Below are 26,476 nucleotides of genomic sequence, written 5' to 3' on the forward strand. Positions count from 1 at the left end.
TCGCCTGCGTGACAAGCCGGTCAGCCGCAATGCGCCTCACCGGTGCCGACCCGGTTGACGGTACAGCGGGCACCGCGCCCCAGCATCGCGGAGCCACTGCCGGTCAGCGACACCCGCGCCGGGCCATCGATCGCAGCCTTGATATCGCCGCTGCCGGTGATCGACACCGCCGCGTCGGCCGCCTGTACCTGTCGCACATCGATATCGCCTGAGCCGACAATGGTCAGCGTCAGCGACCGCACCGATCCCGCAGCGGCGATCGTGCCCGTACCGGCAACGGTCAGCGTCGTCCGGCCGCCCTGTAGCTGCCCGATGGTCATGTCGCCCGATCCACCCAGCGTCCCGGTAAACGGATCGCCTGCCTGGTCGATCGTGATGTCGCCCGACCCCGACAGCGTGGCCGCGGCGATCACCGGCATCGTCACCACGATTCGTGCAGCATCACGATCGACGGCCCACAGCCCGCCTTCGCTGCGACTAATCCGCAGGATATGGCCATCGCGGCGGAGTATCAGGCCGGCGCGGCGTTCGGCTGGACCTTCGACCCGGACGGCAAAGCCCTCGCCCCGGCGGACTTCCACCGAATCGCGACTGTCGAGCGCAACGGTGTCGAAATCGCGCAAAATGGCCAGCTGCTCGTCCGTGGCGGCGTCAGGAACGGCGCTATCGCCGCCGCATGCCGTCAGGCCGAGCATGGCCAGGACCATCCAACGATGCATCGCCCCCTCCATGTGTTGCTGTAGTAATACACTATGTTGGGGCGGGTCGCCAGCAGGCTGACCATAAAAAAGGGGCGACCGTTGCTGGCCGCCCCTTTTTTACCCGGTCTGGATCACACACCCGTCAGGCGGCGGTCTTTTCCTTGTTATAGATCGCTGCAGCGTCGCGCAGGATCTCGATGATCCGCTCCAGCGCCTTGGGCTCGTCAACCTGCTCCATTGCGGCCAGTTCGCGGGCGAGGCGGCTGGCTGCCGCTTCGAAAATCTGACGCTCGGAATAGCTCTGCTCGGGCTGGTCGTCGGCACGGAACAGGTCGCGGACCACTTCGGCGATCGACACCAGGTCGCCCGAATTGATCTTCGCTTCATATTCCTGCGCACGGCGCGACCACATGGTCCGCTTGACCTTGGGCTTGCCCTTCAGCGTTTCCATGGCCTCGCGCATGGTCTTGTCCGACGACAGCTTGCGCATGCCGACGCTTTCCGCCTTGTTGGTCGGAACGCGCAGCGTCATGCGTTCCTTTTCAAAGCGCAGCACATAGAGTTCGAGTTGCATGCCAGCGATCTCACTACGCTGGAGTTCGATCACACGGCCAACGCCGTGCTTGGGGTACACGACATAATCGCCGACATCGAAGGACAATGCCTTGGCAGCCATTGGTAACCTTTCCGTGGTCGTCGTCCCTAAAGCATCGATTCCTGCCATCGCTATATCCGGCGGCGGCAGGTTGGACGACGTGGGACGTTGCTAAAGGTGGTCTCCGGGCGGGGCATCAAACTGCCGCCGTCACGTGGGATTATAGCAACGTTGCAACAAAATTACCAGCGCAAAGCCAAAGGCCGGAACCGCTGTCGCGGCCCGGCCATGGTTTCACGTGGAACATGATCGGCTGGGCTTAGTCGCCCGCGCCGGGTTCGGCCGAGAAATGCTCGATCTTGTTCTCGACGCCCTTCCACTTGTCGGCATCAGGCGGGGTCTGGTTGGCGTTGCGGGTGACGTTGGGCCACTGCGCCGAATAGGTATTGTTCAGCTCCAGCCACTGCTCCAACCCACTCTCGGTGTCGGGCAGGATCGCTTCCGCCGGGCATTCCGGTTCGCAGACGCCGCAGTCGATGCACTCGCTCGGGTTGATGACGAGCATGTTCTCGCCCTCATAGAAGCAATCGACCGGACACACCTCGACGCAGTCCATGTATTTGCAGCGGATGCAGGCGTCGGTGACGACGTAGGTCATGGGTCCGTCCAAACTCCGAGAAAGCGGTTCCCCAACGCGTTATGCCGGGTCGTCGCCCCCGTCAACGGGGCCCGACCCACTCGGTTCCAGCAGGGTGTACAGCGCCTGCGCTTCGGCGGGCGGGCCACGCCGGATCGGCAGCGCCTGAACCCGCAGGATATGGACCCGGCCGCCCTGGGGAAAGGCGATGACCATGCCGACCCGCACCGGACAATGCGCCCGTTCGATCCGCCGACCATCCAGCCGCAACGTGCCCTTTTCGGCGATCGCCTGCGCCGCGCTGCGGGTCTTGGCAAAGCGCGCGTACCACAGGAACATATCGAGCCGCATGTGCGGCACCGGTTCCGGTGCGCGCGCCGCCATCAGCGATCGAACCCCAGATCGGCCAAGGCAGCAAAGGCGCTGCCGGGACGCGCAACGGCACGCGGGGGCGGTGCCGGCGCCCGACGCCGGGCCGGCGCCCAGCGCCATTGCGGCACGTCGCCTGCCGGGGCAGTGGGTCGAAAGCCCAGCTGCGCCATCAGCCGCGCGATCGTCTCCGCCTTCAATCCCATCGATACCGCCAGCGCCGGATCGGGCGCGAACGGTGCATGCCCCCTGCGCGCGTCATGTGCCGCCTGCGCCAGCCGCTCGATCAGGTCGACCCGCACCGCCTGCGGCCCGAACCGGCGAAAGCCCCATGCCCCCTGCCCGACCGGCAACACGGTCGCACCGGTCGGCGCCAGCGCCTCGACCGGATGACCGTCGCGCGCCGCCAGCAACGCCGCGCGCCACCTGGCCGCCGCCGGCTTGAACAGGCGCGCATCGAACAGGTCGAGCGCCCCGATCACCACCCCTGCCTTGCGCAGCCGCCGCCGGTCATCGCCAGTCAGCGGCACCAGCATCGCATCGAACCCGTCGCGCGGGGCGATCCCGCCGACTTCGGTCAGCGCCGCCGCCACTGCGCGCAATGATCCGCTCGCCGCCGGATCGCGCGCCAATGCCGCCAGCGCGCCCAATGTCGGCGCACGTCGGGCAACGTCAGACTGCACCCAAGCCGCCAGCCGCTCGCGCACCTCGCCTTGCGCCGGGCGGTCGAGGACCTGCAGGCTGCGGTCGAGTGTCACCACCGGCCGGTCGAGCGTGGTACCACCGGTCAGCGCGGCGACGGTCAGCCCGTTCCACGTAATCTCGGGGATCGCGCCCGGCTCGGCGGCCAGCGCCAGCTCGGCATCGGCTGCCGCGATCAGCTCGCTGCCGCGCTTGCGCAGCTCGCTGGCCAAGCCCTTTTCCGCCGCTGCGATCAGCAGACGTTTGTCGGCGACCCGCGTGTCGGGCGACACGTCGAACCGGAATCCGGTTAGCCGGCCCAGCGCATGGCCATCGACGCTGACCGCGCCATCGGCGGCGACATCGACCGGCAAATCCGCCGCCCCCGCGCCGATCCGGCGCAGCAGCACCGTCGTCCGCTGATCGACGAAGCGCTGCCGCAACCGGTCATGCAGTGCATCGGACAGCTTTTCCTCGACGCCGCGCGTCCGCGCCGCCCAATGTTCGGGATCGAGCAGCCAGTCGGCGCGGTGCGCGATATAGGCCCAGCTGCGTGCCGCCGCGATCCGCCCGGCGATCGTCTCGACATCGCCGTTCATCTGGTCCAGCCGCTGCAATTCGTCGGCGAACCACTGGTGCGGGATATGCCCCGCCCCCTCGCTTAAATGGCTGAAGACCCGCCCGACGAAGCGGCTGTGCGGATCGGGCCCCAGCTTGCGGAAATCGGGCAGGCCGCATGCCGACCATAGCCGCCGGACCATCATCGGCGAGCGGGTGCGCGCCCGAACCCAATCCTCCTCGGCCAGCCGCTTGAGCACGATCAGGTCGATCGCTTCGGGCGCGGCGGTCAGCACCGGATGGTTTGGTCGCGCTTCAAGACTCTCGATCAGCGCGTCGATACTGGAGAAATCCGGCTCACCACTACGCCAATAGAGTCGCTCCAGCGGCGGAACGTGATGCCCCTCGATTGCCAGCACTTCCTCCGGCGTGAAGGCGTTCGGCCCCTCCTCGACCAGCGCGCCGAAGGTGCCATCACGGTGATGCCGCCCCGCCCGGCCGGCAATCTGCGCCATTTCGGCGACGGTCAGCCGCCGCTGTCGCCGACCATCGAACTTGCGGAGCGAAGCAAAGGCGACATGCGCCACGTCGAGGTTCAGCCCCATGCCGATCGCATCGGTCGCGACCAGGTAATCGACCTCGCCCGACTGGAACATCGCCACCTGGGCATTGCGCGTGCGTGGGGACAGCGCCCCCATCACCACTGCCGCGCCACCGCGCATCCGGCGGATCGCCTCCGCCACGGCGTACACTTCTTCGGACGAAAAGGCGACGATCGCCGAGCGGCGTGGCAGGCGCGATAGCTTGCGCGCGCCGGCATAGCTAAGCGTCGAAAAGCGCGGGCGCGAGATGATTTCGGCATCCTTCACCAGCGCACGGATCATGGGTTTCAGCGAATCGGAGCCGAGGATCATCGTCTCCTCCCGCCCTCGCGCGCGCAACAGCCGGTCGGTAAAGACATGGCCGCGTTCCGGATCGGCGCCCAGCTGTGCCTCGTCCAGCGCGACGAACGCCGTCTCGCGCTCCAGCGGCATCGATTCGGCGGTGCACAGGAACCAGCGCGCCTTGGGCGGGACGATCCGTTCCTCGCCGGTTACCAGCGCGACATTCTCCGCGCCCTTCATCGCGACCACGCGATCGTAATTCTCACGCGCCAGCAGTCGCAGGGGGAAACCGATCATCCCCGACGCATGGCCGCACATCCGCTCGATCGCGAGATAGGTCTTGCCGGTGTTGGTCGGCCCCAGAACTGCCGTGACCGGGCTACGCGCGAACTGGCTCATCCCCTGCAACATCGGGTGTGCCGCGCCTGCACGCAACGGGTTTTGCGGGTTCCGCAAAAGGATTCATCCGGTCGCAGCGCAGCCACGCTCCATCGCACGCGCTGGCGCCATCCGCGTGGTTCATTTGACTTTAAATATTTGGCTTCACAGGGGAAGAGGACCGGGCCGGGTCGGGCGGCCGATACTGGGGGCTGGGCGTGTTCCTGCGCACCGATCATGGACTGGAACTGGCCGGCGGGACCAGCGCGCTACGCTTCGGTCGTGCGCCGATCCTATCCGCCCCGGCGCGCACCGCCCCATGGCGCGGCCGCATCGAATCGTTCGACTGGACCCCCGATCTGGGCGCCGCGATCGGATCGCGCGACTGGTGGCGGGGGCTGGCCACCTGCACCGGGCTGTGCGCCGCCGTCTGGGCACTGGCGCCATCGTGGAACCGCCCGATCCTGAGCGCGGTGCCCGCCCCGCTCGACGGCACCGCGCTTGACGAAGCACGTAGCCTGTCGTTCGGCGCGAGCGCGCTGGGCGGGACCAGCGGGATGCGGCTGGCGGCTACCGCGCGCGTTGTCCCCCTCGCCAATACGCCCGAACGCCCGATCGTCGAGGCGACGGCAACGCTCGGCAGCGGCATCGCCGGCGCGCTCGAACGCACTGGCGTCGGTGCCGGGGAAGCGCGGCAGGTTGCCGCCCTCGTCGCCGGGCGGGTCGATCCGGGCGAGCTGACGCCGGGGACCCGGCTCGACATTACGCTTGGCCGCCGCGACAGCCTGTCACAGCCCCGCCCGCTCGAAAAACTCGCCTTTCGCGCGAAATTCGATCTCGCGATCGATATCGTCCGCGATGGGGGTGTGCTGCGCCTCGACGCGCGGCCGATCGCGATCGACCACACCCCGCTGCGCATCCGCGGTCGCGTCGGCGCCAGCCTGTACCGCGCCGCCCGTGCCGCCGGTGCCCCGGCCAAGGCGGTCGAAACCTATATCCGCACCGTGTCCGGTCTCGTTCCGATGGGACAGGTCGGCCAGGACGACGGTTTCGACCTGATCGTCGAACAGGCCCGCGCCGCCACCGGCGAAGTACAGCTCGGCCAGCTCCTCTACGCAGGTCTGAATGGCCGTCGCGACGTCCGCCTGGTCCGCTGGCAGGATGGCAGCCGAACCGAATGGCTCGATCCCAAGGGCGTGGGCGAACGCAAGGGCACGATGATGTGGCCTGTTGCCGCGCGCATCTCGTCCAACTTCGGCTGGCGCGTCCATCCGGTGCTGGGCTTCCGCCGGCTGCACAAGGGCATGGATTTCGCCGCCGCCTATGGCAGCCCGATCCGCGCGACCACCGACGGCCGCGTCGCCAGCGCCGGATGGCATGGTGGCTATGGCAATTTCGTGAAGCTCGACCATGGCGGCGGCCTGGCCACCGGCTATGGCCATATGAGCCGAATCGTCGTAGGCGCCGGCAGCCGCGTGTCGCAGGGGCAGGTGATCGGCTATGTCGGCTCGACCGGCCTGTCGACCGGCCCGCATCTGCATTATGAGCTGTGGAAGAACGGCGTGCCGGTCAATCCGCGCTCGGTCGCCTTTGCAACGGTGCAGCAATTGCAGGGCGACGAACTGTCGCGCTTCCGCCAGCATGTCGCCCGGTTGATGGGGGTCGGCGCGCGGTAGGCCCCGGTTCGCCGGCACAGCGGCCGCGCGAACCTCCCCTTGTTAGCCCCTACCGCCCCTGCGTGCGCCAGCGACGGATCGTCCGGTCCAGCATCGCATCCTCGCCCCCCTCCTGCTGCCACAATTCCGTGAAGGACGGTGAGGCGGAGGCCGGACAGCGCGATGCTTCGAGCATGTCGAACGATACCCGGATCGGCGTGGCGACCCCTTCGCCGACGATGATGCATTCCCGGTTGCGCAGCGCCGGAATGGCGTCGAGGAATCCGCGCGCATCCTCGGGCATCGCCGCGCGGACGAAAGCCTGGTCGCGTTCGTTGTTCAGCCGCATGGTCAGGATCGTGCCGCACTGCGACAGCACCCCTTCGGCCAGATCGGACGGACGCTGGGTGATGAGGCCCAGCGACACGCCATATTTGCGGCCTTCCTTTGCGATCCGGCTGAGGATGCCGGCCGCCGACGACCCCGATCCGACGCGTTCGTTCGGGACGTAGCGATGTGCCTCCTCGCACACCAGCAGCACCGGCTTGGGACTTTCCCCCCGCGACCAGATGGCGAAGTCGAACACCAGCCGCGACAGGACGGCGACCACGACCGACGTGATTTCGGACGGCACCGCCGACACGTCGACGATCGAGATCGGCTTGCCCTCTGCCGGCAGGCGGAACACCCGCTTCAGGAAGGCGGCCATGGTGTCGGCGACGAGCATGCCTGAAAACATGAATGCGTAGCGCGGGTCGGCGCGTATCTCTTCCAGCCGCGCCTTCAGCCGCAGATAGGGCGCGTTGTCGCTGCCCCGGTCCATCCGCGTCATTTCCGCCTGTAGAATCGTCATCAGGTCAGACAGCAGATAGGGGATCGGCGCATCGACGGTCATGCGGGGGATTTCCTGCGCCATCCGGCTCTTGGCCTTTGCCGCCAGGATGCAGCGCGCGAGAATGTCCGCCTCGATCTGCCGCGCCGACCCTTCGGACGTCAGCAGGATGTCGCAATGTTCGTGAAAGTTGAGCAGCCAATAGGGCAATTGCAGATTGGATGCGTCGAGCAGTTCGCCCTTGTCGGCAAAGGCCGTCGCATACTCACCATGCGGATCGATCACGACAATGTGGCCGTGCGGGCTGAAGTCGCAGATCCGGTGCAGGATCAGCGCGGCCGAGGTCGACTTGCCGGTCCCGGTCGATCCGACCAATGCGAAATGCTTGCCGAGCAACGGATCGACATACAATGCCGCGCGCAAATCCGGTGCCATATGGACCGTGCCGATGGTGATATGCGGGCGGTCCTGCATCGCATAGATTCGACGCAGCGCATCGCGTGACACCGGATGTACCGCTGATCCCGGCAAGGGATACCGCGTCACGCCGCGGCGAAATCCGCGCATGCCCTGCCCGGGTTCGGGTTCATAGCCCTCCCCCATCAGATCGACTTCGGCGATCAGGTTCAACCCGTCGTCCGCCAGCCGGGTCGACCGGATACTGGCAACGACCCAGGTCCGGCCGATCTGCAGCTTCACCAGCGACCCGACCTGTCCGGCAGATTCGGTGTCCGGTCCCTGTCGCGATGCAAAGTCCGACACCGCCTGCATATCGAGCAGCAGGCGGCTGGAGGCACCGGAGATATCCAGCAGGACACCGATCGTCGGTACGCTGTCGGTCGTACCGGCCAAAGGCGGGCGAATCGGCATGTTCATATCCATAGCATGCCGGCCTACCCGTAAATTTTGCGTATCAGATGCGTTCGCCGCTTAACCTTTGGCAAACCATATCGAGCTGGCCGAGCGTGGAATAGCCGATCGTGATTGCCCCACCCTTCTCGCCATGGTTGATCTGAATCTTCAGCCCCAGCACGTCGCCCAACTGCCGCTCCAGCGCGCGCAGGTCGGCATCGGTCGCGCCGTCCGCCCCGCCGTCGCCCATGGCCGGATCGCGCGGCGTGCGCACCCGCTTCGGCTCGGGATCGCGTGCCTGCCGCGCCATCCGCTCGACATCGCGCACCGACAGCCCCTTCGCCACCACCTTTTCGGCGATGGTTTCGGCACCGGGCACATGGATCAGCGCGCGGGCATGGCCCATGCTCAGCCGCTGGTCGCCCACCATATCCTGAATCGGCTTGGGCAGTTCGAGCAGGCGCAACAGGTTGGTGACATGGCTGCGCGACTTGGCGACCAGATTGGCCAGCGCTTCCTGCGTATGACCGAATTCGTCGATCAGCCGGCGATAGCCCTCGGCCTCCTCGATCGCGGTCAGGTCGCGGCGCTGGATATTCTCCACCAGCGCGATTTCCATCGTCTCGGCATCGGTGAAGTCGCGCACGACCACCGGCACCTCGTGCAGTCGTGCCCGCTGCGCCGCGCGCCAGCGGCGCTCGCCCGCGACGATCTGATAACCCTTGCCGTGCGGGCGAACGACGATCGGCTGAATCACGCCGCGCGCCGAGATCGATTCGGCCAGTTCGTCGAGCGCAGTTTCGTCGAAAAACCGACGTGGCTGTCCAGGCAGCGGCGCAAGCGCGGTAACCGGCAGCTGGCGCACGCCGCTGGGCGGGGTGGCGCCACGCGCGGTGGACACTTCCCCTTCCGGGTCGCCGAGCAGCGAACTCAGCCCCCGGCCGAGCCCACCCATGCGCGGACGACGCGGTGCTGCCTGCTCGCTCATGCCGCCTCCGCCAGCGACGGCAGGCGAGCGATCACTTCCCGCGCCAACGCGATATAGGCTTCCGATCCGGCGCAGCGATAATCATAGATCAACGCCGGCATGCCGTGGCTGGGCGCTTCGGACAGGCGCACGTTGCGCGGAATCACCGTATCGAACACTACTTTCCCCAACACCGCGCGCACATCGTCCGACACCTGATCGGTCAGCCGGTTGCGCCGGTCGTACATCGTCAACACCACGCCGAGGATCGACAGTCCCGGATTGAACCGGCCGCGAATCCGTTCGACGGTGCTCAGCAGCTGGCTGAGCCCCTCCAGCGCGAAGAATTCGCACTGGAGCGGTACCAACAGCGCATGGCTCGCTACCATTGCGTTAATGGTCAGCAATCCCAGCGACGGCGGGCAATCGATCAGGATCACGTCCCAACGGCCGCCACTCGCCTCGACCACCCGGTCAAGCCGATGGGTCCGCTCCTCGAACTCGATCAGTTCGATCTCCGCGCCCGACAGGTCGACGGTGGCGGGAACGATCGACAGCCGCGGCACCTTCGTCGCGATCGCCGCTTCGTTCAGCATCAGATCGCCAACCAGCAGGTCATAGGTCGAATAGTCGCGATCGTTGCGACCGATGCCGAGCCCGGTCGACGCGTTCCCCTGCGGATCGAGGTCGAGGATCAGCACCTCCAACCCGGTTGCGGCCAGCGCGGTCCCGACGTTGATCGCCGTGGTGGTCTTGCCGACGCCCCCCTTCTGGTTCGCGATGGCAATGCAAATCATGCTTGGCGCACTCCCCTGGCGACCACGATCGACGATGTCGGATCGGTAATGCTATGTTCCACGTGAAACATTCCGCGCCAGTCGGCCTTGGCCTCGACCAGCTCCTCGGCGGCGGAACGTCCTTTCGGCAACACCCATATCGTATCGGAGTCGCTATGCCGATGGCCGATCGCAAATAACGCGGCCAATCGTGCCACCGCACGCGCGGTGATGATCGCCGCCGGACGATCCGCCGCCAGCTTCTCGATCTTCGCCTGATGGACCACGACGTTGGACAGACCTAGATCGGCCGCCATCTCCCTCAACAGCGTGGCGCGTCGCGCGCGCGGTTCGACCAGCACGACCCGCCGGTCGGTCAGGATCGCGGCAACGATACCCGGAAAGCCCGCGCCCGATCCAATGTCGATCCAGTCGCCAACCCCCGCTCCTTCGGCAAGCGGCACCAGCTGCGCGGAATCGAGCAGATGCCGTTCCCAGATATGCTCGATCGTCGACGCGGCGATCAGGTTCTGATGGGCGGTCTCAGCGACGATCCGCTCGGCAAACCGCGCGAGCAGGCCGGTGCGCTCTGCCCCGAACCGCTGCTCGATCCAGCTGCGTGCATCCGCTTCGGTCATGCCGCCAGCTTGCCCCCACGATGGTGCAGCAGGATCGCGACCAGCGCCGCCGGCGTCACCCCCTGAATACGCCCCGCCGCCGCCAGCGTTTCCGGCGCGGCGGAGGTCAATCGCTCGACCATTTCGTTCGACAGGCCGGGCACCGCGCCATAAGCAAAGTCCGCCGGCAACGAGACATGATCAACCCGCGCCGCCGCCAGCTCTGCTGCCTGCCGCTCCAGATAGGGCGCATAGCGCGCATCCTCGATCAACTCGCCCAACACCTCGTCCTGCCCCTCGATCCCCAGATGTTGCGGCGTGACGCCGGGCACCAGCAGCCATTCGCCGCCGCTGCGGGTGTCGGTACCGCTGACCGGCGCGCCCTTCGCAGCCAGCGCATTGGCGATATGCCGCGTCGACAGCGCCCCGGCCAAGTCCGCCCGCCGTACTTCCCGCGCTGCATTGAACGCCAGCCGCTCCGCCGACAACAGCCCGGCCTGCGCACCGATTGCGCCCAGTCGCGTGGCGGCATTGTCCGACCGTAGCCGCAACCGATACTCCGCCCGCGCGGTCATCATGCGATAGGGTTCCGACACGCCCTGCAACACCAGGTCGTCGATCATCACCCCGATATAGCTCGACTCGCGCGGCAGGATCAGCGGCTCCACTTCCAGCGCCTCGCCCGCCGCATTGGCACCGGCGACCAGCCCCTGCCCGCCCGCTTCTTCATAGCCGGTCGTGCCGTTGATCTGCCCGGCGAAATACAGCCCACCCAGCGCGCGCAACCCCAGCGTCGCCGACAGCGCACGCGGGTCGATATAGTCATATTCGACCGCATAGCCTGGCGTGACGATCTCGACCCGCTCCAGCCCTGCGACGCTGCGCAGCATCGCCAGCTGCACATCGGTCGGCAGCGAGGTCGACACGCCATTGGGATAGACCAGATGCGTATCCAGTCCTTCGGGTTCGAGGAAGATCTGATGCCCGTCGCGATCGCCGAAGCGATGCACCTTGTCCTCGATCGACGGGCAATAGCGCGGCCCCCGCCCCTCGATCGATCCGCTGAACAACGGCGACCGGTCCAGCCCGGCACGGATGATGTCATGCGTCTCCGCCGTTGTCCGCGCAATGGCACAGGCAAGCTGCGGCAGGCGCCGGGCAGGATCGGACAGCGGCGACATGGTCCACGCATCGGCATCGGACGGCTGTTCGGGCAGTGCCGCCCAGTCGATCGTCCGCCCGTCGAGGCGCGGCGGCGTGCCGGTCTTCAACCGCGCGATCGGCAGCGCCAGGTCGCGCAACTGCTGTCCCAGCCGGGTCGCCGCGCGTTCGCCAACACGGCCCCCGACGGCGCGCTCCTCGCCCCGGAACATCGTTCCGCCGAGGAACGTGCCCGTCGCCAGCACCACCGTCCGCGCCGCGATCCGGCTGCCATCGGCCAGCTCGACCCCGGCGACCCGATCACCATCGGTGACCAGCGCCACCGTATCGCCACACAGCACCGTCAACTTCGGATGCGCCAACAGGTCGCGCACCGCCGCGGCATAGCGTACCCGATCCGCCTGGACGCGCGGACCCTGCACCGCCGATCCCTTCGACCGGTTCAGCATCCGGTGATGGATCGCCGCCGCATCCGACGCCCGCGCCATCAGCCCGTCGAGCGCGTCCATCTCGCGCACGATATGGCCCTTGCCGAGCCCGCCGATCGCCGGGTTGCACGACATCGCGCCAATTCGGGTCGGGTCGAAATCGATCAGCAGCGTGGTTGCGCCGCGTCGCGCCGCCGCTGCGGCTGCTTCGGTGCCGGCATGGCCGCCGCCGACGATCACTACATCAAAGGTCATGCTGCTCGTGGTTCCACGTGGAACATTATTTGCCGATACAGAAGCGACCGAACAGATCGTCAAGAACGGCCTCGGTCGCGCGCATTCCGGTCAATGCCGCGAATGCCTGCACCGCATAGCGTAATTCCTCGGCCAGCAACAGCGGGTCGTCCTGCATCGCCGCACGCTCCAGCGCAGCCGCCGCCGTCCCGGCGTGCTGCGCCTGTCGTCGATTGAGCGACAAGTCGTCGACCTTGGGCAGCAGCAGCGACGCTTCCCGCGCCAATGCCGACCAGACGGCATCGATCCCGTCGCCCGTCGCAGCAGACACGGCGATACGCCCATCGGGTGCCGCCTCCCGAATATCCGACCGGGGATGGAGCGCGATTATGCGTTCCGTTGCCGGCGGCGCGTCGTCACCCAGCCACAACAGGACATCCGCGCCCGCAATCGATCCCTCCGCCCGCGCGATCCCGATCCGCTCGATCGGATCGTCGCTGTCGTCGCGCAATCCGGCGGTGTCGAGGAACAGCCACGCCACGCCCTCGCGTGTCACCGGAATCTCGATCACGTCGCGCGTCGTACCGGCCATCGGCGAGACGATCGCCGCCTCCCGCCCGACCAGCGCGTTGAGCAAGGTCGATTTGCCCGTATTGGGCGGCCCGGCCAGCACCACGCGGATGCCGTCGCGCAACCGCTCGACCGGCGGCACCGCCAGCACCGCGCCGATCGCGCGCGCTAGTTGACCGGCCTGCACGCGAACGCCGGTCAGCACGTCGTTACCGGCGTCGACATCATCCTCGTCGGCATGGTCGAGCACCGCCTCGACCACCGCCGACAGCCGGGTAGCGGTCGCGGTCCACTCGGCCACCGCGCGCCGCAGCCGGCCATCGCTGTTCGCCAGCGCCATCTGCCGCTGCGCCTCGGTCTCGGCGGACAACAGGTCGCCCAGCCCTTCGGCCTCGGTCAAATCGATCCGGCCATGGGCCAGTGCTCGGCGGGTGAACTCGCCCGGCTCCGCGGCACGCAGGCCCGAAAGCCGCCCCAGCGCCCGCTCGACACTGGCGACGACCGCGCGGCCGCCATGCAGGTGCAGCTCGACCAAATCCTCGCCGGTCGCGGTCGCCGGCCCCGGAAACACCAGCACCAATGCCCGATCGAGCAACCGGTTATCCACAGGGTCACGCAACGCCCGCACCGCAGCGCGGCGGGGCGGCGGGAGGCTGCCGGCCAGCCGGGTCGTCGCCTCCAGCGCGCCTGCGCCCGAAACTCGCAGCACGGCGATGGCGGCGGGCGGACGGCCGCTCGACACCGCAAAGATTGTGTCAGCCGCCACGGCCCGTCGTTTCGAACATCTTGCGCCAGAAGGCCATGCCCGCCTCGCCCATCGGCGCCCAGCTCTTCATCAACTGGTCGAGCAATTCGGGGCTGGCGCCCTTCTCCATCGTATCGGTCAGCATCGCGACATAGCGTTCATGGACCGGCGTGAAGTCGGGCAAGCCCATCGCGCGGCGCGCTTCCTCCGGCGTGCAATCGACTTCGACGTTGATCTTCATGGGCGTTTTCCCCTGTGGTGTGAGGGCACGATAGGGGGAAAAGCAGTGGATGGCGATAAGGGTGCGGGGTTTGCCGCTCCGTCGCGGAAGTTATCCACAGCTTTGTGAACAGGGTGGATACGACAACGCCCGCCTTTTCGCTGTGGAAAAGACGGGCGGTTCGTGGGGCGGACGCCGGCTTCGCCCGCGTCGTCGGTCGGGTTTTCAACCCGCCGGCCGGATCGGCGCGTCTCCTGCGACAGCATGTCGCAGGGCGCATTCGATCACTGATTCATGCTATCGAAGAAGTCCTCGTTGGTCTTCGAATTCTTCATCTTGTCGAGCAGGAACTCCATCGCGTCGATGGTGCCCATCTGCATCAGGATGCGGCGCAGGACCCACATCTTGCTGAGCTTGGTCTTGTCGACCAGCAGCTCTTCCTTGCGGGTGCCCGACTTGCCGACGTCCAGCGCCGGGAAGATGCGCTTGTCGGCGACCTTGCGATCAAGGACGATTTCCGAGTTACCGGTGCCCTTGAACTCTTCGAAGATCACTTCGTCCATGCGGCTGCCGGTATCGATCAGCGCGGTGGCGATGATCGACAGCGAACCGCCTTCCTCGATGTTACGCGCCGCGCCGAAGAAGCGCTTCGGCCGCTGCAGCGCGTTCGCATCGACACCGCCGGTCAGCACCTTGCCAGACGACGGCACGACCGTGTTGTAGGCGCGGCCGAGACGGGTGATGCTGTCGAGCAGGATCACGACGTCCTTCTTGTGCTCGACCAGCCGCTTCGCCTTCTCGATCACCATCTCGGCGACCTGGACGTGGCGCTGCGCGGGTTCGTCGAAGGTGGAGGACACGACCTCGCCCTTCACGCTGCGCTGCATGTCGGTCACTTCTTCCGGACGTTCGTCGATCAGCAGAACGATCAGGAACACTTCGGGGTGGTTGTCGGTGATCGCCTTCGCCATGTTCTGCAACATGACGGTCTTGCCGACGCGTGGCGGGGCGACGATCAGCGTGCGCTGGCCCTTGCCCTGCGGGCTGACGATGTCGATGACCCGCGCCGACTTGTCCTTGACCGTCGGGTCGAGCTGGTCGAGCGTCAGCTTGCTCTCGGGATAGAGCGGGGTCAGGTTGTCGAAATTGACCCGGTGGCGCACCGCATCGGGATCGTCGAAATTGACCGACACCAGCTTGCTGAGCGCGAAATAGCGTTCGCCGTCCTTGGGCGCACGCACTTCGCCCTCGACCGTGTCACCGGTGCGCAGGCCGTGCTTGCGGACCTGGTTCGGCGAGACATAGATATCGTCCGGCCCGGCCAGATAATTCGCCTCCGGGCTGCGCAGGAAGCCGAAGCCGTCCTGCAGCACTTCGATGGTGCCGACGCCCATGATCTGTTCGCCATTCTCGGCACGTGCCTTGAGAATCGCGAACATCAGGTCCTGCTTGCGCATCGTCGACGCGCCTTCGACGCCCAGTTCCTCGGCCATCGAGACCAAGTCGGCGGGCGCATGTTTCTTTAAGTCTTTGAGATGCATCGGGGGGTGGTCCAGATCAGCGATGGTGAGGCAAGGTCGGCAAACAAGGCGGACACAAGCGGCTGGGACGGGCGCACCGAGGACCGGGCACCACTGTCTCCGACCTAGGTTGCGGTAGTCGACAAGTCAAGCAGCCCGCCGCCCGGCCAGTGCGACCGCCGGTCACGCGGTGACGTTTAGCGGGGTTCGTCCGGCTCGGGTGCCCGGTCAAGCAGGGCGTCGCTCCGGTCGTGCAGCACGGCGCTGCATCGTGGCAATTCGGCACGCAGTCGCGCTTCGCCGCCCGGCTGAGCAATTAATCGCTTCATCTGGCTGGTGAAGTCCAGCGTTGGGGCCGCGTGATCGATCCGACCGAGGAAGTACATCATCCCCGCCCCCATCGCGCCCTGTCGATCTGCCGGCATTTCGGGCGCCGCCAACGAGATAGCCGCCATGCATTTCAGGTCGTTTTCGACCTCCGCCGGCAACGGTGTCACCGTCGCCTGCATCACTGCCGCCATGATCCACATCGCTAGATCCCTTTAGAACGGCTTGACCACCGCCAGCACCACCGCCGCGATCGCCGCCAGCGCCGGCAGTTCGTTCGCCAGCCGCAACTGCTTCGCCGTCAGCGTCGGTCGCCCCGCCGCCAGCTTCTTCGCATAGCCGACCGCCCAGCCGTGATAGCCGCTGAGCAGCACGACGACGAGCAGCTTGGCATGCAGCCACCCCAGCCCGGCCCCGCCATCGAACAGCCCGACATTGGCAGCCAGCAGCAACCCCAGCATCCACACGATGACCATCGCCGGGGTCAGGATCATCCGCTTCAGCAGCGCCTCGCGCTTGATCCAGCGCGGCGGCTCGGCCGGATCGGCCAACCCCTCCTGGTGATGCACCAGATAGCGCGGCAGCATGAACAGTCCGGCCATCCAGAAGATGACGAACACGATATGCGCCGCCTTTATCCACAGATAGGCGCCGCCCAGGAATCCGCTCATCTGCCCCGCACCCGTGCCACCAGCTGCTCGACATGCGCGATCGGCGTATCCTGCTGGATACCATGCCCCAGGTTGAAGATGTGCGGGCGATCGGCAAAGGCGGCCAGCACCCGGTCGACCCCGGCGTCCAGTGCGTCGCCCCCGGCGATCAGCAGCAGCGGGTCGAGATTACCCTGCACCGGCAAGCCTGTGGGTAACTGGGCATGTGCCCACACCGGATCGACCGTTTCGTCCAGCCCGATCGCATCGACCGTCGTTTCGCGGGCATAGGCGGCAAGCTTGCCCCCCGCCCCCTTGGGGAAACCGATGATCGGCACCTGCACCCGCGCGCGCAGCCCCTCGACGATCGCGACCGTCGGCGCGATGACCCAGCGTTCGAACTCGGCCGGGGCAAGGCTGCCCGACCAGCTGTCGAACAGCTGCACCGCTTCCACGCCCGCCGCGACCTGTCCCGCCAGATAGTCGATCGTCACGTCCACGATCCGGTCGATCAGTTCCTGCACCGCCGCCGGGTCGCCATAGGCCATGCGCCGCGCCTCCGCCTGCTCGCGGCTGCCCTTGCCCGCGATCATGTAGGTCGCGACCGTCCATGGCGATCCGGCGAACCCCAGGAACGTCGTCTGCGCCGGCAACGCCGCCGCGACACCACGCACCGTCGCATAGACCGGATCGAGGATCGCCATATCGGGCACCAGAGCCTCGATAGCGGCCCGTGTGCGCAATTCGGGTGCCAGGCGAGGCCCCTCGCCCGCTTCGAACCACAGCCGCTGTCCCAGGGCGCCCGGGACCATCAGGATGTCGCTGAACAGGATCGCCCCGTCGAACGCGAACCGGCGCAGCGGTTGCAGCGTCACTTCGGTCGCGGCTTCGGGATCGTTCACCAGATCGAGGAAGCCACCCTTCTCTGCCCGCAGAGCGCGATACTCGGGAAGATAGCGCCCGGCCTGTCGCATGAGCCAGAGCGGCGGGACGGCAAGCTTTTCCCCGGCCAGTGTCCGGAGAAGCGGTTTGGGATCAGGAGAACCGGTCAGCGTCGTCGCTCCTTCTACTATTAAAGTAGAATCTAAATAGGTGGTTGAAGGGAGTTGGGGCGTGGATAGCGGGGCTTATGGTGGATTACCCGAAATGCCAACAGATTGACCCCGCAGGACTCGCTCGAATCCGTCGATTCCCGCCAGGCCATCCACACTATCCACAGGCTGTGGGCTGAATCGCTCCCTGTGTCGGGATTGTGGATAGTTTGGGTATGAAACCGGGCTTTCCCACAGCTTGGCGGATCGACCGACTTACGCTAGCCCCTGCCCCCGACTTATCCACAGCCTTGTGCAGAAAGGCGGCTGATGCGGCTGCACCTCCACCTCCTGTCCGACTCCACCGGCGAAACGCTGGAGAATATCGCCAAGGCGGCGCTGGCGCAGTTCGACGATGTCGACACGATGCGCCATTTCTGGCCGATGGTGCGCTCGGAAACCCATCTCGAACGCATCCTGGCCGAAATCACGGTCAATCCCGGACTGGTGCTGTTCACGCTGGTGAACCCGGCGATCCGGCGGACGCTGGAGGCGCGTTGCGCCGCGCTCGGCCTGCCGATCGTCGCGCCGATGGATGCGGTCAGCAACGCGCTGTCCAGCCTGTTGGGGCAGGAGGCCAAGGCCCGGCCGGGGCGGCAGCACAGCCTCGACGCCGCCTATTTCGCCCGCGTGGATGCGATCCAATGGACCATCGGCCATGACGACGGCATCGCGTCGGAGGATTGGGAAGAGGCCGATATCGTGCTCGCTGGGGTGTCGCGGTCGTCCAAGACGCCGACCTCGATCTATCTCGCCAATCGCGGGTACAAGACGGCGAACATCCCGATCGTCGTCGAAAGCCCGCCTCCGGCGATCCTGTTCGGATTGCAGAAGCCGCTGGTGGTCGGGCTGACCACCAGCGCCGACCGGCTGATCGCGATCCGGCGCAACCGGCTGCTGTCGCTCAACCAGATGCCCGACACCGATTATGTCGAACAGGATGCGGTGGTGCGCGAATTGTCCTATGCGCGGCGGATGTTCGCCGACAATGGCTGGCCGGTGATCGACGTCACCCGCCGCTCGATCGAGGAAACGGCGGCGGCGATCATCACCCTGTGCAACGATCGCCGGCTGGAGGCGCGGCCATGAGCTTCGTCCTCGCCTCGATGAGCGCCACCCGCCGCGCGATGCTCGACGCCGCCGGCATTCCCCATGACGCCATGGCGAGCGGGCTGGACGAGGAAGCGGCCAAGGCGGCGCTGGCAGCCGAAAACCTCAAGCCCCGTGACCTCGCCGATGCACTGGCGGAGATGAAGGCGATGCGCGCCGCCACCCGCGTCGCCGGGGCGATGGTGCTGGGCGGCGATTCCGTCGTCGCGCTGGCCGACGGCACGGTCCTCGACAAGCCGGTCGACCGCGCCGATGCCGCCCGGCACCTCCGCGCGATGTCGGGAGGGCGCCACGACCTGTTCAGCGCGGCGGTGTTCGTCGAAGGCGGTCGCCCGGTCTGGCGGCATATCGGTCATGCGAAGCTGACCGTCCGCCCGCTGTCCGATGCGTTTATCGACACCTATCTCGACGCCGAATGGCCGGCGATCGCCGGCTGTGTCGGCTGTTTCCGGATCGAGGGGCCGGGGGTGCAGTTGTTCGACCGGATCGATGGCGATCAATGGACGATCCTCGGGATGCCCCTGCTCGAAATCGCGCGCTATCTGCGCCAACGGGGGAAACTGCCCGCATGAAACCTTATGCAGAGGTGATCGGTGATCCGATCGCCCATTCCAAATCACCGCTTATCCACAGCTTCTGGCTGGATCAGCTGGGCCTCGACGCCGAATATCGAAGGTTCCACGTGAAACCTGACGATCTAGGTGCCTATTTCGACAGCCGCCGCGCCGATCCGCACTGGCGCGGGTGCAACGTCACCGTGCCGCACAAGCTGGCCGCGCTCGATCATGTTGCCGATCCGGGCGACGTGCGCGGGTCGATCGGCGCGATCAACACCGTGTTTCGCGGCGAAGGCGGCGACTGGATCGGCACCAACACCGATGCCGCCGGTTTCCACGCGCCGATCGCCGGCCTCGATCTGACGAAACAGCCGGTCGCGGTAATCGGTGCCGGCGGCGCGGCGCGCGCGATCCTGTTCGCGCTGTCGCGGCTGGGCGTCGGGCGGGTGACCGTGCTGAACCGCAATCCGCTGAAGGCCGCCGCGCTGCTGTCGACCTTTGGTCTGAAGGGCGACGCGTTACCGCTCACCGCCCCGCTGCCAGCGGCGAAGCTGCTGGTCAACGCCAGCACGCTCGGCATGACCGGCCAGCCGCCGCTCGACATCGACCTCTCACCGCTGCCCGACGATGCCGTGGTCTATGACGCGGTGTATGCCCCGATCGAGACGCCGCTGCTGGCGCAGGCGCATGATCGTGGACTGGATACGATCGATGGCCTCGAAATGCTGGTGGGACAGGCGGCGCTGGCGTTCGAGCTGTTTTTCGGCGTTGCTCCGCCGCGCGACCGGGATGACGAATTGCGCGCGCGGTTGCTGGGGTGAAGCGCACCACCTTCCCCCGACGACCACGTACCCCCGCGCAGGCGGGGGTCCAGAGCGCCGAACGCCAATCCTGTGTTGTTTGGCCCTGGATCCCCGCCTGCGCGGGGATACGGCAGCGGCCCTGAATCGATGACCCACATCCTCGGCCTGACCGGATCGATCGGCATGGGCAAGTCGACCGTCGCGCAGATGTTCCGCGACCTCGGCGTGCCCGTCTTCGACGCCGACGCGACCGTTCACGCACTGCAAGGGCCAAACGGCGCACTGCTCCCCGCGATCGAAGCGGCCTTCCCCGGTACCACCGGCCCGAACGGAATCGACCGCCCCGCCTTACGCGACCGGATTTTCCACGACCCGGACGCGCGCCGCCTGCTCGAATCGATCGTCCACCCGGCGGTCGCGATCGAGCGTCAACGCTTCCTCGAAACCCATGCCGCCGCTCCGCTGGTCGTCCTCGACGTCCCACTCCTGTTCGAAACCGGCGGCGACTCGCGCTGCGATTCCGTCGCGGTCGTCTCCGCTGCGCCAGAGGTTCAGCGCGCCCGCGTCCTCGCCCGCCCCGGCATGACGGAGTCGGCATTCGCGGCGATCCTCGCCACGCAACTGCCCGACTCGGAAAAACGGACGCGCGCGCGGCATGTTATCCATACCGACACGACACTCGCCGCGACGCAGCGCCAAGTCGCCGCGCTGGTCGCTTGCATGGGGCCACGTGAAGGCGGATAAGGTGGGAATGCGTGAAATCGTGTTCGATACCGAAACCACCGGCTTCAAATTTTCGGAAGGCGACCGGCTGGTCGAAATCGGATGTGTCGAGCTGGTGAACCGGGTCGAAACCGGTGCCACCTTCCACCGCTACTTCAATCCCGGCCGCTCGATGCCGAAGGAAGCGGAGGCGGTGCACGGCCTGTCCGACGCCTTCCTGTCTGACAAGCCGGCGTTCCACACCGCGATCGACGAACTGCTCGAATTCCTCGGGGACAGCCCACTGATCGCGCACAATGCCAGTTTCGACTTCGGCTTCCTGAATGGCGAGCTGGGTGCGGCCCGGCGCGATCCGATCAGCCTGACCCGCATGGTCGATACGCTGGCGATCGCGCGCAGCCGCCATCCCGGTGCCAAGCACACGCTCGACGCGTTGTGCGTCCGCTTCGGCATCGACCGCAGCCGGCGCGTACTGCACGGCGCACTGCTCGACGCGCAATTGCTGTCGCAGGTTTATGTCGAGCTGATGGGCGGTCGCCAGATCGGTTTCGGCCTCGATGCGACGCCTGCGACCGAGTCCGAAGCGGTGGAAACCGTCGCGCCGTCGCGCGCGCGCCCGCCGCGCCATTTTTCGGCCAGCGAGGCCGAACTCGCCGTCCACGCCGCCTTCGTCGGCACGTTGAAGGACCCGTTATGGGGCCAGTCGCCGACCTGAGGCGTTGACAACACCCGCTTTGAGCGGCTCACACGACTTCACAATGACGGAGGATTACATGGACATCCGGGTTTCGGGGCACCAGGTCGACACCGGGGACGCGCTGAAGGAGATGGTCCAGGAGCGACTCCAGGGCATCGCCGACAAATATTTCCAGCGCGCGATTTCGGCGAACGCGACCTTCAGCAAGGGTCCGCACGACAACGGCTTCGTCTGCGACATCGTCTGCCACGTGACCCAGGGCCTCGTCCTGAAGGGGCACAATAGCGGACAGGAGGCACAAGGCGCGTTCGTCGGTGCCGCCGACAAGATCGAAAAGCAGCTGCGCCGCTACACCCGCCGCCTGAAGGATCGTAACGCCGCACAGGTCGTCGCAATGAACGAGGCCGGCGGTTACGACAACGGCTTCGACAATGCCGGCTACACCGTGTTCGGTGGCGAACCGGAAGAGGAAGAGGTCGCCGACGCCCCGCTCATCATTGCGGAAACCCGTGTCGACGTGCCGGATGCCAGCGTATCGGACGCGGTGATGATGCTCGACCTGCGCAACACCAATGCGCTGCTGTTCAAGAACAGCGGCACTGGATCGTTCAACATGGTCTATCGTCGCCATGACGGTACGATCGGCTGGGTCGAACCCAATCGCGCGGCCTGACTTGTTCGATTTCCATGATCTCGTGACGCCGGAAACGGTGCTGGCGGACGTTTCCGCCGGCACCCGCAAGGCATTGTTCGCGTACATCGCCTCCGTCGCGCAGGTCGCGGCGGGGGTCGATCCGAAGCTGGTCGCCGATCGCCTGTCCGATCGCGAAAAGCTCGGCACCACCGCATTCGGCGGCGGCATCGCTATTCCCCATGCGCGGATCGACGTGCCGCAGGGGGTCTGCGGCATCTTTGTCCGGCTCGACCGCCCGATCGATTTCGGCGCGGTCGACGAATTGCCCGTCGACCTGATCTTTGCGCTGCTCTCGCCTCCCCAGGCGGGCAGCGACCATCTGAAGGCGCTGGCGCGGGTGTCGCGCGCGCTGCGCGATGCCGGCTTCCGGGCGAAACTGCGCGGTGCCGGATCGGCCGATGCGCTCTATGCGCTGCTGTCGGGTGTCGAGGCGCGTGACGCAGCCTGAGGTGCCCGCCGGCGAAGCGGCGCATTTTCGGGCATTGGAGGCACTCTACGCCGCCGCCCCGATCAACCGCCTGTTCGATTCCCGGCTGGAAATCGTCGAGGCCGGGGTGGCGCGCATCCACTTCACCATCGACGAACGCCATTTCCATGCCGCCGGGGCAGCGCATGGCACGACCTATTTCAAGATGCTCGACGACGCCGCCTTCTACGCCGCCAACAGCCTCGTCACCGATCGTTTCCTGCTGACCACCGCGTTCAACCTGCTGCTCCAGCGCCCGTTGGGGCCGGGCCGGGTGATTGCCGAAGGGCGCTGGGTATCGGGCAAACGCCGCGTGTTCATCGCCGACGCCCATCTGATCGACGGTGATGGGGAAGAGGCGGCGCGCGGCACCGGCACCTTCATGAAAAGCCGCATCCCGCTCGCCACCCTGCCCGGCTACGCCGCCCCGTGAGCGACTGGCCGACCGCGCTGCGCGTCAACGCCTTCACGCGCGCGGTGGAAAATGCGGGCGGCAGCGCCATGATCCTGGCGCGCGGCGACCGGGATTCAGGCGTCGTCCTGCTGCTGGCGATCGAGCGCGACGGTAGCGCCCGCCTGCTGGAGCGCGAACGCGACCTCGACGGGCATGCCCGCATTGTCCATCGCAAACCCGATCTGGTGGCCGAAGCGGACCTCACCCCCTATTGGCGGGAACGCCGGCAGCGCGATCCCGATTTGTGGGTGGTGGAGGCGATCGTCGCACGCCCCGAACCGCTCGCCGCTGAAACGCTATGGGCCGATTGACCCCGCGACTCGGGCACCGGTAAGCGCCGGGTATCGGAGACAAGCGCTGTATCGGCCGGGTTGGGGTCGGTGGCGCAGTCGGGGGGCAGGCGCTCAGGTTTCGTGGTGGACCAAGGTTCCACGTGAAACGTGTCGGGTGCGGGTCGACCGCAGATATGTGACGATCGATGAAGCTGCGCTTCCCCATGGCGATCCTTGCCGCCATGACCCTGTTCGCCGGACTACCCGCTGCCGTTTCGGCGGAGGAAGCCTCGCCCGGTTTGATCACTAATCTCACGGCCGCGCCGAAGGTTCCTGTCCGCTTCGCCCCCCAACAAGAAATCGTACAGGACATTGCGTCGAAGCCGGTCGCTGCCACCGCCGACGCGACCATCGACCCCGCCGCCGATGACACCGACCACGCAACCCTCGCCGCCGCCGTCGCCGCACAGCCCGCGACCATCGATGACGCAGAGCTCAACTGCATCGCCATCGGCGTATATTATGAATCGAAAGGCGAGCCACTCGCCGGCCAGCTCGCCGTCGCCGACGTTATCCTCAACCGCGCCAGCTCGGGCCGCTTCCCCGCCTCGGCCTGCGGCGTGTTGACCCAGCGCAGCCAGTTCTCGTTCGTGAAGGGTGGCCGCCTGCCCGACGTCGACACCAGCCGCCCGGCATGGAAGACCGCCGTCGCCATCGCCCGCATCGCCCGCGACGACCTGTGGAAAAGTCCGGCACAGGGCGCCTTGTTCTTCCACGCCCGCCGCGTCAGCCCGAACTGGGGCAAGACCCGCGTCGCCTCGCTCGGCAACCACATCTTCTATCGCTGAGCCTGCACTCTTTCCTTGTTCGCTTAATGTTCCTATACTGCGCCGATGGCCAGTATCGCCCTTGGCATCCAGCCCCCCGCCCCTGACACCCATCCGCTGATCGCGGCAGAGGTTGCGCGCGGCGTCACCCGCATGCTGCTGGCGCATGACCTGACTGCGATGGCCGAAGTGCCCCTCGATGGCGGGCGCCGCGCCGACCTGATGGCGCTCGACGCGCGCGGACAGATCGTAATCGTCGAGATCAAGGTATCGCGTGCCGACCTGCTCGGGGACGGCAAATGGACCGACTATCTGGCGTCGTGCGACCGCTATTTCTGGGCAGTCCCCGCCGGGTTCGACGTGACGCCGCTATCGGGGGAGGCGTTCCTGCCCGATCGTACCGGGATCATCGTCGCCGACCGGTACGAAGCGACGATCCTGCGCGAGGCATCGACCACCCCCCTGCCCGCGCACGTCCGCAAACGCTGTACCCTCGCCTTCGCCCGCCGCGCCGCCCGCCGCCTGATCGGCGCGGTCGACCCCGAAGCAATCCAGGGATTCTAGCACGTCCCTCTCCCATCGGGAGAGGGAGGGAGGCGCGCAGCGCCGGAAGGGTGAGGGTGATCCCGACGATACCCTTTCCTATTGCGCACGAGTGTGAACTTTGTGAACTTTGAAGCACGACCGGAAATTTTACCAAACGATCATAATATCTTACCGATCGCCCCTTAAAATCGCCGCCACAGCGCTCCGGCAGCCCAGCCGAAGCCGACCGACAGTAGCACCGCCGCTAGCCCATAGAGCACCGACGCACGGTTCGCGGCGATCGCCACGAAGCGTTCGAACCCCGATTTGCGAATCTCGATCTCGCGCACCGCCGCCGCCAGTACCCGACCGTCGCGGATCAGGAAGGTTTCGGCAGTGAACTTCCCCACCGGCACGCGGGCGGGGATGGTGATCGCCGCGCGGTACAGCACGTCGTCGGTAATCTCGACCGCGCCCGGCGTCTCGCGGTACAGCCCGGCCCGTTCGCGCAAGGCGACAAACCCCTTCGCAAAGCGCGCCTGATCCTCGGCCGACGTCCCGGCGGCGGGCGACAATTGCAGGCTGTCGAGCCCCAGTTCGTAGATTGCCCGCGTCCGCTCATCCACCATCCGCTCGATCGGCCGGGCAGAGGCGATGGCGTAAAAGGATGGGGCCGAGCGATAGCGCATCCGGTCGGCATTGACCCAGATGCCGGCGACCTTTTCCTTTTCGCGCACCACGATCGATTCGGGCGGCCCTTTCACCACCACCACGATTTCCGCCGGGCGGTCGCCCTGCGGCACGCGCCCGCCGGGATAGAGGATTGCACCGAACAGCAGCAGCTCGGCGCCGGTGAAAGAATAGGCGATCTGCACATCGCGCGTCGACACATCGGGCACCAGCACCGGGGCGGCGGCGCCCATCGTCAGCGGGGCCAGCAGCGCGAGGGCCAGCGCGCGCCTCACGCCGGCTGTACTGTATAGATATCGTCGGGCCGCCAGCCGAGGCCGAGTGCCATGCGAAACGCCACCGCCAGCACGATAATGGCGAGCGCCAGGCGCAGATATTCGGGCTTCGCCTTTTGCGCGAACCGCGCACCGATCTGCGCGCCGGTGACCGATCCGATCAGCAACAGCACCGCCAGCACGATATCGACCGCCTTGGTCGTCAGCGCATGGACCATCGTCGCCGCGGCGGTCACGAACAGGATTTGGAACAGCGAGGTGCCGACCACGACCCGCGTTCCCATGCCCAGCAGATACAGCATCGCCGGGACCAGGATGAACCCGCCACCGACCCCCAGCAGCACGGTCAGCATCCCCGTGGCAAACCCCAGCAGCAACGGCGCGAGCGGCGAGATATACAGCCCCGACGCATAGAATCGCCAGCGCAAGGGGAGCGCCGCGACCAGCGGATGATGCCGCCGCCGCGCCGGCCTGGGCGGGATCGCGCCGCGCAGCATGCGCACCGCGCCGATCGCCTCCTTCAGCATCAGCCCGCCGATCGATCCCAGCATCACGACGTACAGGATGGCGATGACGGTATCGATCTGCCCACTCGCCTGCAGCAGCCGGAAGACGCCCGCACCGGCGATCGACCCCAGCACGCCGCCCGCGACCAGCACCCATCCCATGCGGAAATCGACCCCGCCACGCCGCAGATGCGCGAACACGCCCGACACGCTCGCGCCCGTCACTTGGCTGGCGGCCGACGCAGCGGCGACGGTCGGCGGAATGCCGTAGAAGATCAGCAGCGGCGTCGTCAGGAATCCGCCGCCGACCCCGAACATGCCCGACAAGAACCCCACCCCGCCGCCCAGCAGCACGATGACCAGCGCATTGACCGACAGGTTGGCGATGGGGAGGTAGAGGTCCATGGGCCTTCCGGTTACCGCTTTCGG

Annotated in this window: 30 protein-coding genes; 12 read left to right on the top strand and 18 right to left on the bottom strand. The window is 66.8% G+C overall.

Features of this window, described 5'->3' with window-relative positions:
- Positions 1-20 precede the first annotated feature (20 nt).
- The 5 genes from ASE58_RS12885 to ASE58_RS12905 all read right to left on the bottom strand — a co-directional run bounded on the left by ASE58_RS12885 (position 21) and on the right by ASE58_RS12905 (position 4,824).
- On the bottom strand, positions 21-719 hold the full coding sequence (locus tag ASE58_RS12885) for a GIN domain-containing protein (RefSeq protein ID WP_162233527.1): 699 nt from the start codon (positions 717-719) through the stop codon (positions 21-23).
- A gap of 124 nt (positions 720-843) precedes the next feature.
- Complete coding sequence (locus ASE58_RS12890; protein WP_055757298.1) at positions 844-1,377, bottom strand: CarD family transcriptional regulator; 534 nt, start codon at positions 1,375-1,377, stop codon at positions 844-846.
- 238 nt (positions 1,378-1,615) lie between these two features.
- The gene (fdxA, locus tag ASE58_RS12895; RefSeq protein ID WP_055757295.1) at positions 1,616-1,954 is read right to left on the bottom strand and encodes a ferredoxin FdxA; all 339 of its coding nucleotides are present in this window, start codon (positions 1,952-1,954) and stop codon (positions 1,616-1,618) included.
- Between the two features lie 39 nt (positions 1,955-1,993).
- Complete coding sequence (locus ASE58_RS12900) at positions 1,994-2,317, bottom strand: RNA-binding S4 domain-containing protein (RefSeq protein WP_235513615.1); 324 nt, start codon at positions 2,315-2,317, stop codon at positions 1,994-1,996.
- Positions 2,317-4,824 carry a helicase-related protein gene (locus tag ASE58_RS12905; RefSeq protein WP_055821940.1) on the bottom strand — a complete coding sequence of 836 codons (2,508 nt, stop codon included), beginning with the start codon at positions 4,822-4,824 and terminating at the stop codon, positions 2,317-2,319. Before ASE58_RS12905 ends, ASE58_RS12900 begins: the two co-directional genes overlap by 1 nt.
- 197 nt (positions 4,825-5,021) lie before the next feature.
- Between ASE58_RS12905 and ASE58_RS12910 the strand changes: the two genes are divergently transcribed.
- Entirely contained in the window at positions 5,022-6,479 is a 1,458-nt protein-coding gene (locus ASE58_RS12910) for a M23 family metallopeptidase (RefSeq protein ID WP_055821942.1), read from the top strand.
- A 49-nt stretch (positions 6,480-6,528) separates the two neighbouring features.
- Here ASE58_RS12910 and ASE58_RS12915 read toward each other — a convergent pair whose 3' ends face one another.
- From ASE58_RS12915 to hemE, 11 genes are all read right to left on the bottom strand, one after another.
- A complete protein-coding gene (locus tag ASE58_RS12915; protein WP_235513616.1) occupies positions 6,529-8,160 on the bottom strand; it encodes an ATP-binding protein in 1,632 nt (543 codons plus the stop codon).
- A 43-nt stretch (positions 8,161-8,203) separates the two neighbouring features.
- Positions 8,204-9,130, bottom strand: a complete 927-nt coding sequence (locus ASE58_RS12920; protein ID WP_055757288.1) for a ParB/RepB/Spo0J family partition protein — start codon at positions 9,128-9,130, stop codon at positions 8,204-8,206.
- Positions 9,127-9,906 (bottom strand): ParA family protein, encoded by a 780-nt coding sequence (locus ASE58_RS12925; protein WP_055757286.1) that lies wholly within the window; start codon positions 9,904-9,906, stop codon positions 9,127-9,129. Before ASE58_RS12925 ends, ASE58_RS12920 begins: the two co-directional genes overlap by 4 nt.
- Complete coding sequence (gene rsmG, locus ASE58_RS12930) at positions 9,903-10,523, bottom strand: 16S rRNA (guanine(527)-N(7))-methyltransferase RsmG (RefSeq protein WP_055821944.1); 621 nt, start codon at positions 10,521-10,523, stop codon at positions 9,903-9,905. Before rsmG ends, ASE58_RS12925 begins: the two co-directional genes overlap by 4 nt.
- Positions 10,520-12,346 (bottom strand): tRNA uridine-5-carboxymethylaminomethyl(34) synthesis enzyme MnmG, encoded by a 1,827-nt coding sequence (gene mnmG / locus ASE58_RS12935; protein ID WP_055821946.1) that lies wholly within the window; start codon positions 12,344-12,346, stop codon positions 10,520-10,522. Before mnmG ends, rsmG begins: the two co-directional genes overlap by 4 nt.
- Positions 12,347-12,371: 25 nt before the next feature.
- Positions 12,372-13,661 (bottom strand): tRNA uridine-5-carboxymethylaminomethyl(34) synthesis GTPase MnmE, encoded by a 1,290-nt coding sequence (gene mnmE, locus ASE58_RS12940; RefSeq protein WP_055821949.1) that lies wholly within the window; start codon positions 13,659-13,661, stop codon positions 12,372-12,374.
- Positions 13,651-13,881, bottom strand: coding sequence for a DUF6489 family protein (locus ASE58_RS12945; RefSeq protein WP_055821952.1), 231 nt, complete (start codon positions 13,879-13,881; stop codon positions 13,651-13,653). The genes mnmE and ASE58_RS12945 overlap by 11 nt, the downstream gene beginning before the upstream one ends.
- A 263-nt stretch (positions 13,882-14,144) precedes the next feature.
- Positions 14,145-15,401, bottom strand: a complete 1,257-nt coding sequence (gene rho / locus ASE58_RS12950) for a transcription termination factor Rho (protein WP_055757276.1) — start codon at positions 15,399-15,401, stop codon at positions 14,145-14,147.
- A gap of 176 nt (positions 15,402-15,577) precedes the next feature.
- Entirely contained in the window at positions 15,578-15,910 is a 333-nt protein-coding gene (locus tag ASE58_RS12955) for a hypothetical protein (RefSeq protein ID WP_055821955.1), read from the bottom strand.
- A 12-nt stretch (positions 15,911-15,922) separates the two neighbouring features.
- Positions 15,923-16,378 carry a CopD family protein gene (locus ASE58_RS12960; protein ID WP_055821957.1) on the bottom strand — a complete coding sequence of 152 codons (456 nt, stop codon included), beginning with the start codon at positions 16,376-16,378 and terminating at the stop codon, positions 15,923-15,925.
- Positions 16,375-17,409 carry a uroporphyrinogen decarboxylase gene (hemE, locus tag ASE58_RS12965; protein ID WP_055821959.1) on the bottom strand — a complete coding sequence of 345 codons (1,035 nt, stop codon included), beginning with the start codon at positions 17,407-17,409 and terminating at the stop codon, positions 16,375-16,377. Before hemE ends, ASE58_RS12960 begins: the two co-directional genes overlap by 4 nt.
- Positions 17,410-17,718: 309 nt before the next feature.
- On the opposite strand from hemE, the gene ASE58_RS12970 reads away from it, so the two are divergent.
- From ASE58_RS12970 to ASE58_RS13020, 11 genes are all read left to right on the top strand, one after another.
- On the top strand, positions 17,719-18,537 hold the full coding sequence (locus tag ASE58_RS12970; protein ID WP_200909363.1) for a pyruvate, water dikinase regulatory protein: 819 nt from the start codon (positions 17,719-17,721) through the stop codon (positions 18,535-18,537).
- Positions 18,534-19,130 (top strand): Maf family protein, encoded by a 597-nt coding sequence (locus ASE58_RS12975; protein ID WP_082468007.1) that lies wholly within the window; start codon positions 18,534-18,536, stop codon positions 19,128-19,130. The genes ASE58_RS12970 and ASE58_RS12975 overlap by 4 nt, the downstream gene beginning before the upstream one ends.
- Positions 19,127-19,936: a shikimate dehydrogenase gene (gene aroE / locus ASE58_RS12980; protein ID WP_055821962.1), complete on the top strand. Its 810-nt coding sequence runs from the start codon at positions 19,127-19,129 to the stop codon at positions 19,934-19,936. The genes ASE58_RS12975 and aroE overlap by 4 nt, the downstream gene beginning before the upstream one ends.
- 129 nt (positions 19,937-20,065) lie before the next feature.
- Positions 20,066-20,662, top strand: coding sequence for a dephospho-CoA kinase (coaE, locus tag ASE58_RS12985; protein ID WP_055757263.1), 597 nt, complete (start codon positions 20,066-20,068; stop codon positions 20,660-20,662).
- Between the two features lie 7 nt (positions 20,663-20,669).
- Positions 20,670-21,356: a DNA polymerase III subunit epsilon gene (gene dnaQ, locus ASE58_RS12990; RefSeq protein ID WP_055821965.1), complete on the top strand. Its 687-nt coding sequence runs from the start codon at positions 20,670-20,672 to the stop codon at positions 21,354-21,356.
- A gap of 58 nt (positions 21,357-21,414) precedes the next feature.
- The gene (gene hpf / locus ASE58_RS12995) at positions 21,415-22,011 is read left to right on the top strand and encodes a ribosome hibernation-promoting factor, HPF/YfiA family (RefSeq protein ID WP_055821968.1); all 597 of its coding nucleotides are present in this window, start codon (positions 21,415-21,417) and stop codon (positions 22,009-22,011) included.
- 1 nt (position 22,012) lies between these two features.
- Positions 22,013-22,480, top strand: a complete 468-nt coding sequence (locus tag ASE58_RS13000) for a PTS sugar transporter subunit IIA (RefSeq protein WP_055821971.1) — start codon at positions 22,013-22,015, stop codon at positions 22,478-22,480.
- A complete protein-coding gene (locus ASE58_RS13005; protein WP_055821973.1) occupies positions 22,440-22,931 on the top strand; it encodes a PaaI family thioesterase in 492 nt (163 codons plus the stop codon). The genes ASE58_RS13000 and ASE58_RS13005 overlap by 41 nt, the downstream gene beginning before the upstream one ends.
- Positions 22,928-23,263: a DUF1491 family protein gene (locus ASE58_RS13010; protein WP_055821977.1), complete on the top strand. Its 336-nt coding sequence runs from the start codon at positions 22,928-22,930 to the stop codon at positions 23,261-23,263. The genes ASE58_RS13005 and ASE58_RS13010 overlap by 4 nt, the downstream gene beginning before the upstream one ends.
- 167 nt (positions 23,264-23,430) lie before the next feature.
- Positions 23,431-24,072, top strand: a complete 642-nt coding sequence (locus ASE58_RS13015) for a cell wall hydrolase (RefSeq protein ID WP_055821980.1) — start codon at positions 23,431-23,433, stop codon at positions 24,070-24,072.
- 45 nt (positions 24,073-24,117) lie between these two features.
- Positions 24,118-24,615, top strand: a complete 498-nt coding sequence (locus tag ASE58_RS13020) for an MmcB family DNA repair protein (RefSeq protein ID WP_055821983.1) — start codon at positions 24,118-24,120, stop codon at positions 24,613-24,615.
- A 164-nt stretch (positions 24,616-24,779) separates the two neighbouring features.
- On the opposite strand, the gene ASE58_RS13025 is transcribed toward ASE58_RS13020, so the two are convergent.
- Together ASE58_RS13025 and ASE58_RS13030 are read right to left on the bottom strand one after the other, a co-directional pair.
- On the bottom strand, positions 24,780-25,541 hold the full coding sequence (locus ASE58_RS13025) for a TIGR02186 family protein (protein WP_055821988.1): 762 nt from the start codon (positions 25,539-25,541) through the stop codon (positions 24,780-24,782).
- Positions 25,538-26,452 carry a sulfite exporter TauE/SafE family protein gene (locus ASE58_RS13030; RefSeq protein WP_055821991.1) on the bottom strand — a complete coding sequence of 305 codons (915 nt, stop codon included), beginning with the start codon at positions 26,450-26,452 and terminating at the stop codon, positions 25,538-25,540. Before ASE58_RS13030 ends, ASE58_RS13025 begins: the two co-directional genes overlap by 4 nt.
- Positions 26,453-26,476: the final 24 nt, after the last annotated feature.

It is taken from the genome of Sphingomonas sp. Leaf9 (assembly GCF_001421355.1).
Taxonomy (GTDB): domain Bacteria; phylum Pseudomonadota; class Alphaproteobacteria; order Sphingomonadales; family Sphingomonadaceae; genus Sphingomonas.

What these genes read in the sequence shown, in the direction of transcription:
- ASE58_RS12885 (WP_162233527.1), bottom strand. Translation starts at nt 719, where the DNA reads ATGCATCGTTGGATGGTCCTGGCCATGCTCGGCCTGACGGCATGCGGC.
- ASE58_RS12890 (WP_055757298.1), bottom strand. Translation starts at nt 1,377, where the DNA reads ATGGCTGCCAAGGCATTGTCCTTCGATGTCGGCGATTATGTCGTGTAC.
- fdxA (WP_055757295.1), bottom strand. Translation starts at nt 1,954, where the DNA reads ATGACCTACGTCGTCACCGACGCCTGCATCCGCTGCAAATACATGGAC.
- ASE58_RS12900 (WP_235513615.1), bottom strand. Translation starts at nt 2,317, where the DNA reads ATGGCGGCGCGCGCACCGGAACCGGTGCCGCACATGCGGCTCGATATG.
- ASE58_RS12905 (WP_055821940.1), bottom strand. Translation starts at nt 4,824, where the DNA reads ATGAGCCAGTTCGCGCGTAGCCCGGTCACGGCAGTTCTGGGGCCGACC.
- ASE58_RS12915 (WP_235513616.1), bottom strand. Translation starts at nt 8,160, where the DNA reads ATGCCGATTCGCCCGCCTTTGGCCGGTACGACCGACAGCGTACCGACG.
- ASE58_RS12920 (WP_055757288.1), bottom strand. Translation starts at nt 9,130, where the DNA reads ATGAGCGAGCAGGCAGCACCGCGTCGTCCGCGCATGGGTGGGCTCGGC.
- ASE58_RS12925 (WP_055757286.1), bottom strand. Translation starts at nt 9,906, where the DNA reads ATGATTTGCATTGCCATCGCGAACCAGAAGGGGGGCGTCGGCAAGACC.
- rsmG (WP_055821944.1), bottom strand. Translation starts at nt 10,523, where the DNA reads ATGACCGAAGCGGATGCACGCAGCTGGATCGAGCAGCGGTTCGGGGCA.
- mnmG (WP_055821946.1), bottom strand. Translation starts at nt 12,346, where the DNA reads ATGACCTTTGATGTAGTGATCGTCGGCGGCGGCCATGCCGGCACCGAA.
- ASE58_RS12945 (WP_055821952.1), bottom strand. Translation starts at nt 13,881, where the DNA reads ATGAAGATCAACGTCGAAGTCGATTGCACGCCGGAGGAAGCGCGCCGC.
- rho (WP_055757276.1), bottom strand. Translation starts at nt 15,401, where the DNA reads ATGCATCTCAAAGACTTAAAGAAACATGCGCCCGCCGACTTGGTCTCG.
- ASE58_RS12955 (WP_055821955.1), bottom strand. Translation starts at nt 15,910, where the DNA reads ATGTGGATCATGGCGGCAGTGATGCAGGCGACGGTGACACCGTTGCCG.
- ASE58_RS12960 (WP_055821957.1), bottom strand. Translation starts at nt 16,378, where the DNA reads ATGAGCGGATTCCTGGGCGGCGCCTATCTGTGGATAAAGGCGGCGCAT.
- ASE58_RS12970 (WP_200909363.1), top strand. Translation starts at nt 17,719, where the DNA reads ATGCGGCTGCACCTCCACCTCCTGTCCGACTCCACCGGCGAAACGCTG.
- ASE58_RS12975 (WP_082468007.1), top strand. Translation starts at nt 18,534, where the DNA reads ATGAGCTTCGTCCTCGCCTCGATGAGCGCCACCCGCCGCGCGATGCTC.
- aroE (WP_055821962.1), top strand. Translation starts at nt 19,127, where the DNA reads ATGAAACCTTATGCAGAGGTGATCGGTGATCCGATCGCCCATTCCAAA.
- coaE (WP_055757263.1), top strand. Translation starts at nt 20,066, where the DNA reads ATGACCCACATCCTCGGCCTGACCGGATCGATCGGCATGGGCAAGTCG.
- dnaQ (WP_055821965.1), top strand. Translation starts at nt 20,670, where the DNA reads ATGCGTGAAATCGTGTTCGATACCGAAACCACCGGCTTCAAATTTTCG.
- hpf (WP_055821968.1), top strand. Translation starts at nt 21,415, where the DNA reads ATGGACATCCGGGTTTCGGGGCACCAGGTCGACACCGGGGACGCGCTG.
- ASE58_RS13005 (WP_055821973.1), top strand. Translation starts at nt 22,440, where the DNA reads ATGCGCTGCTGTCGGGTGTCGAGGCGCGTGACGCAGCCTGAGGTGCCC.
- ASE58_RS13015 (WP_055821980.1), top strand. Translation starts at nt 23,431, where the DNA reads ATGAAGCTGCGCTTCCCCATGGCGATCCTTGCCGCCATGACCCTGTTC.
- ASE58_RS13020 (WP_055821983.1), top strand. Translation starts at nt 24,118, where the DNA reads ATGGCCAGTATCGCCCTTGGCATCCAGCCCCCCGCCCCTGACACCCAT.
- ASE58_RS13030 (WP_055821991.1), bottom strand. Translation starts at nt 26,452, where the DNA reads ATGGACCTCTACCTCCCCATCGCCAACCTGTCGGTCAATGCGCTGGTC.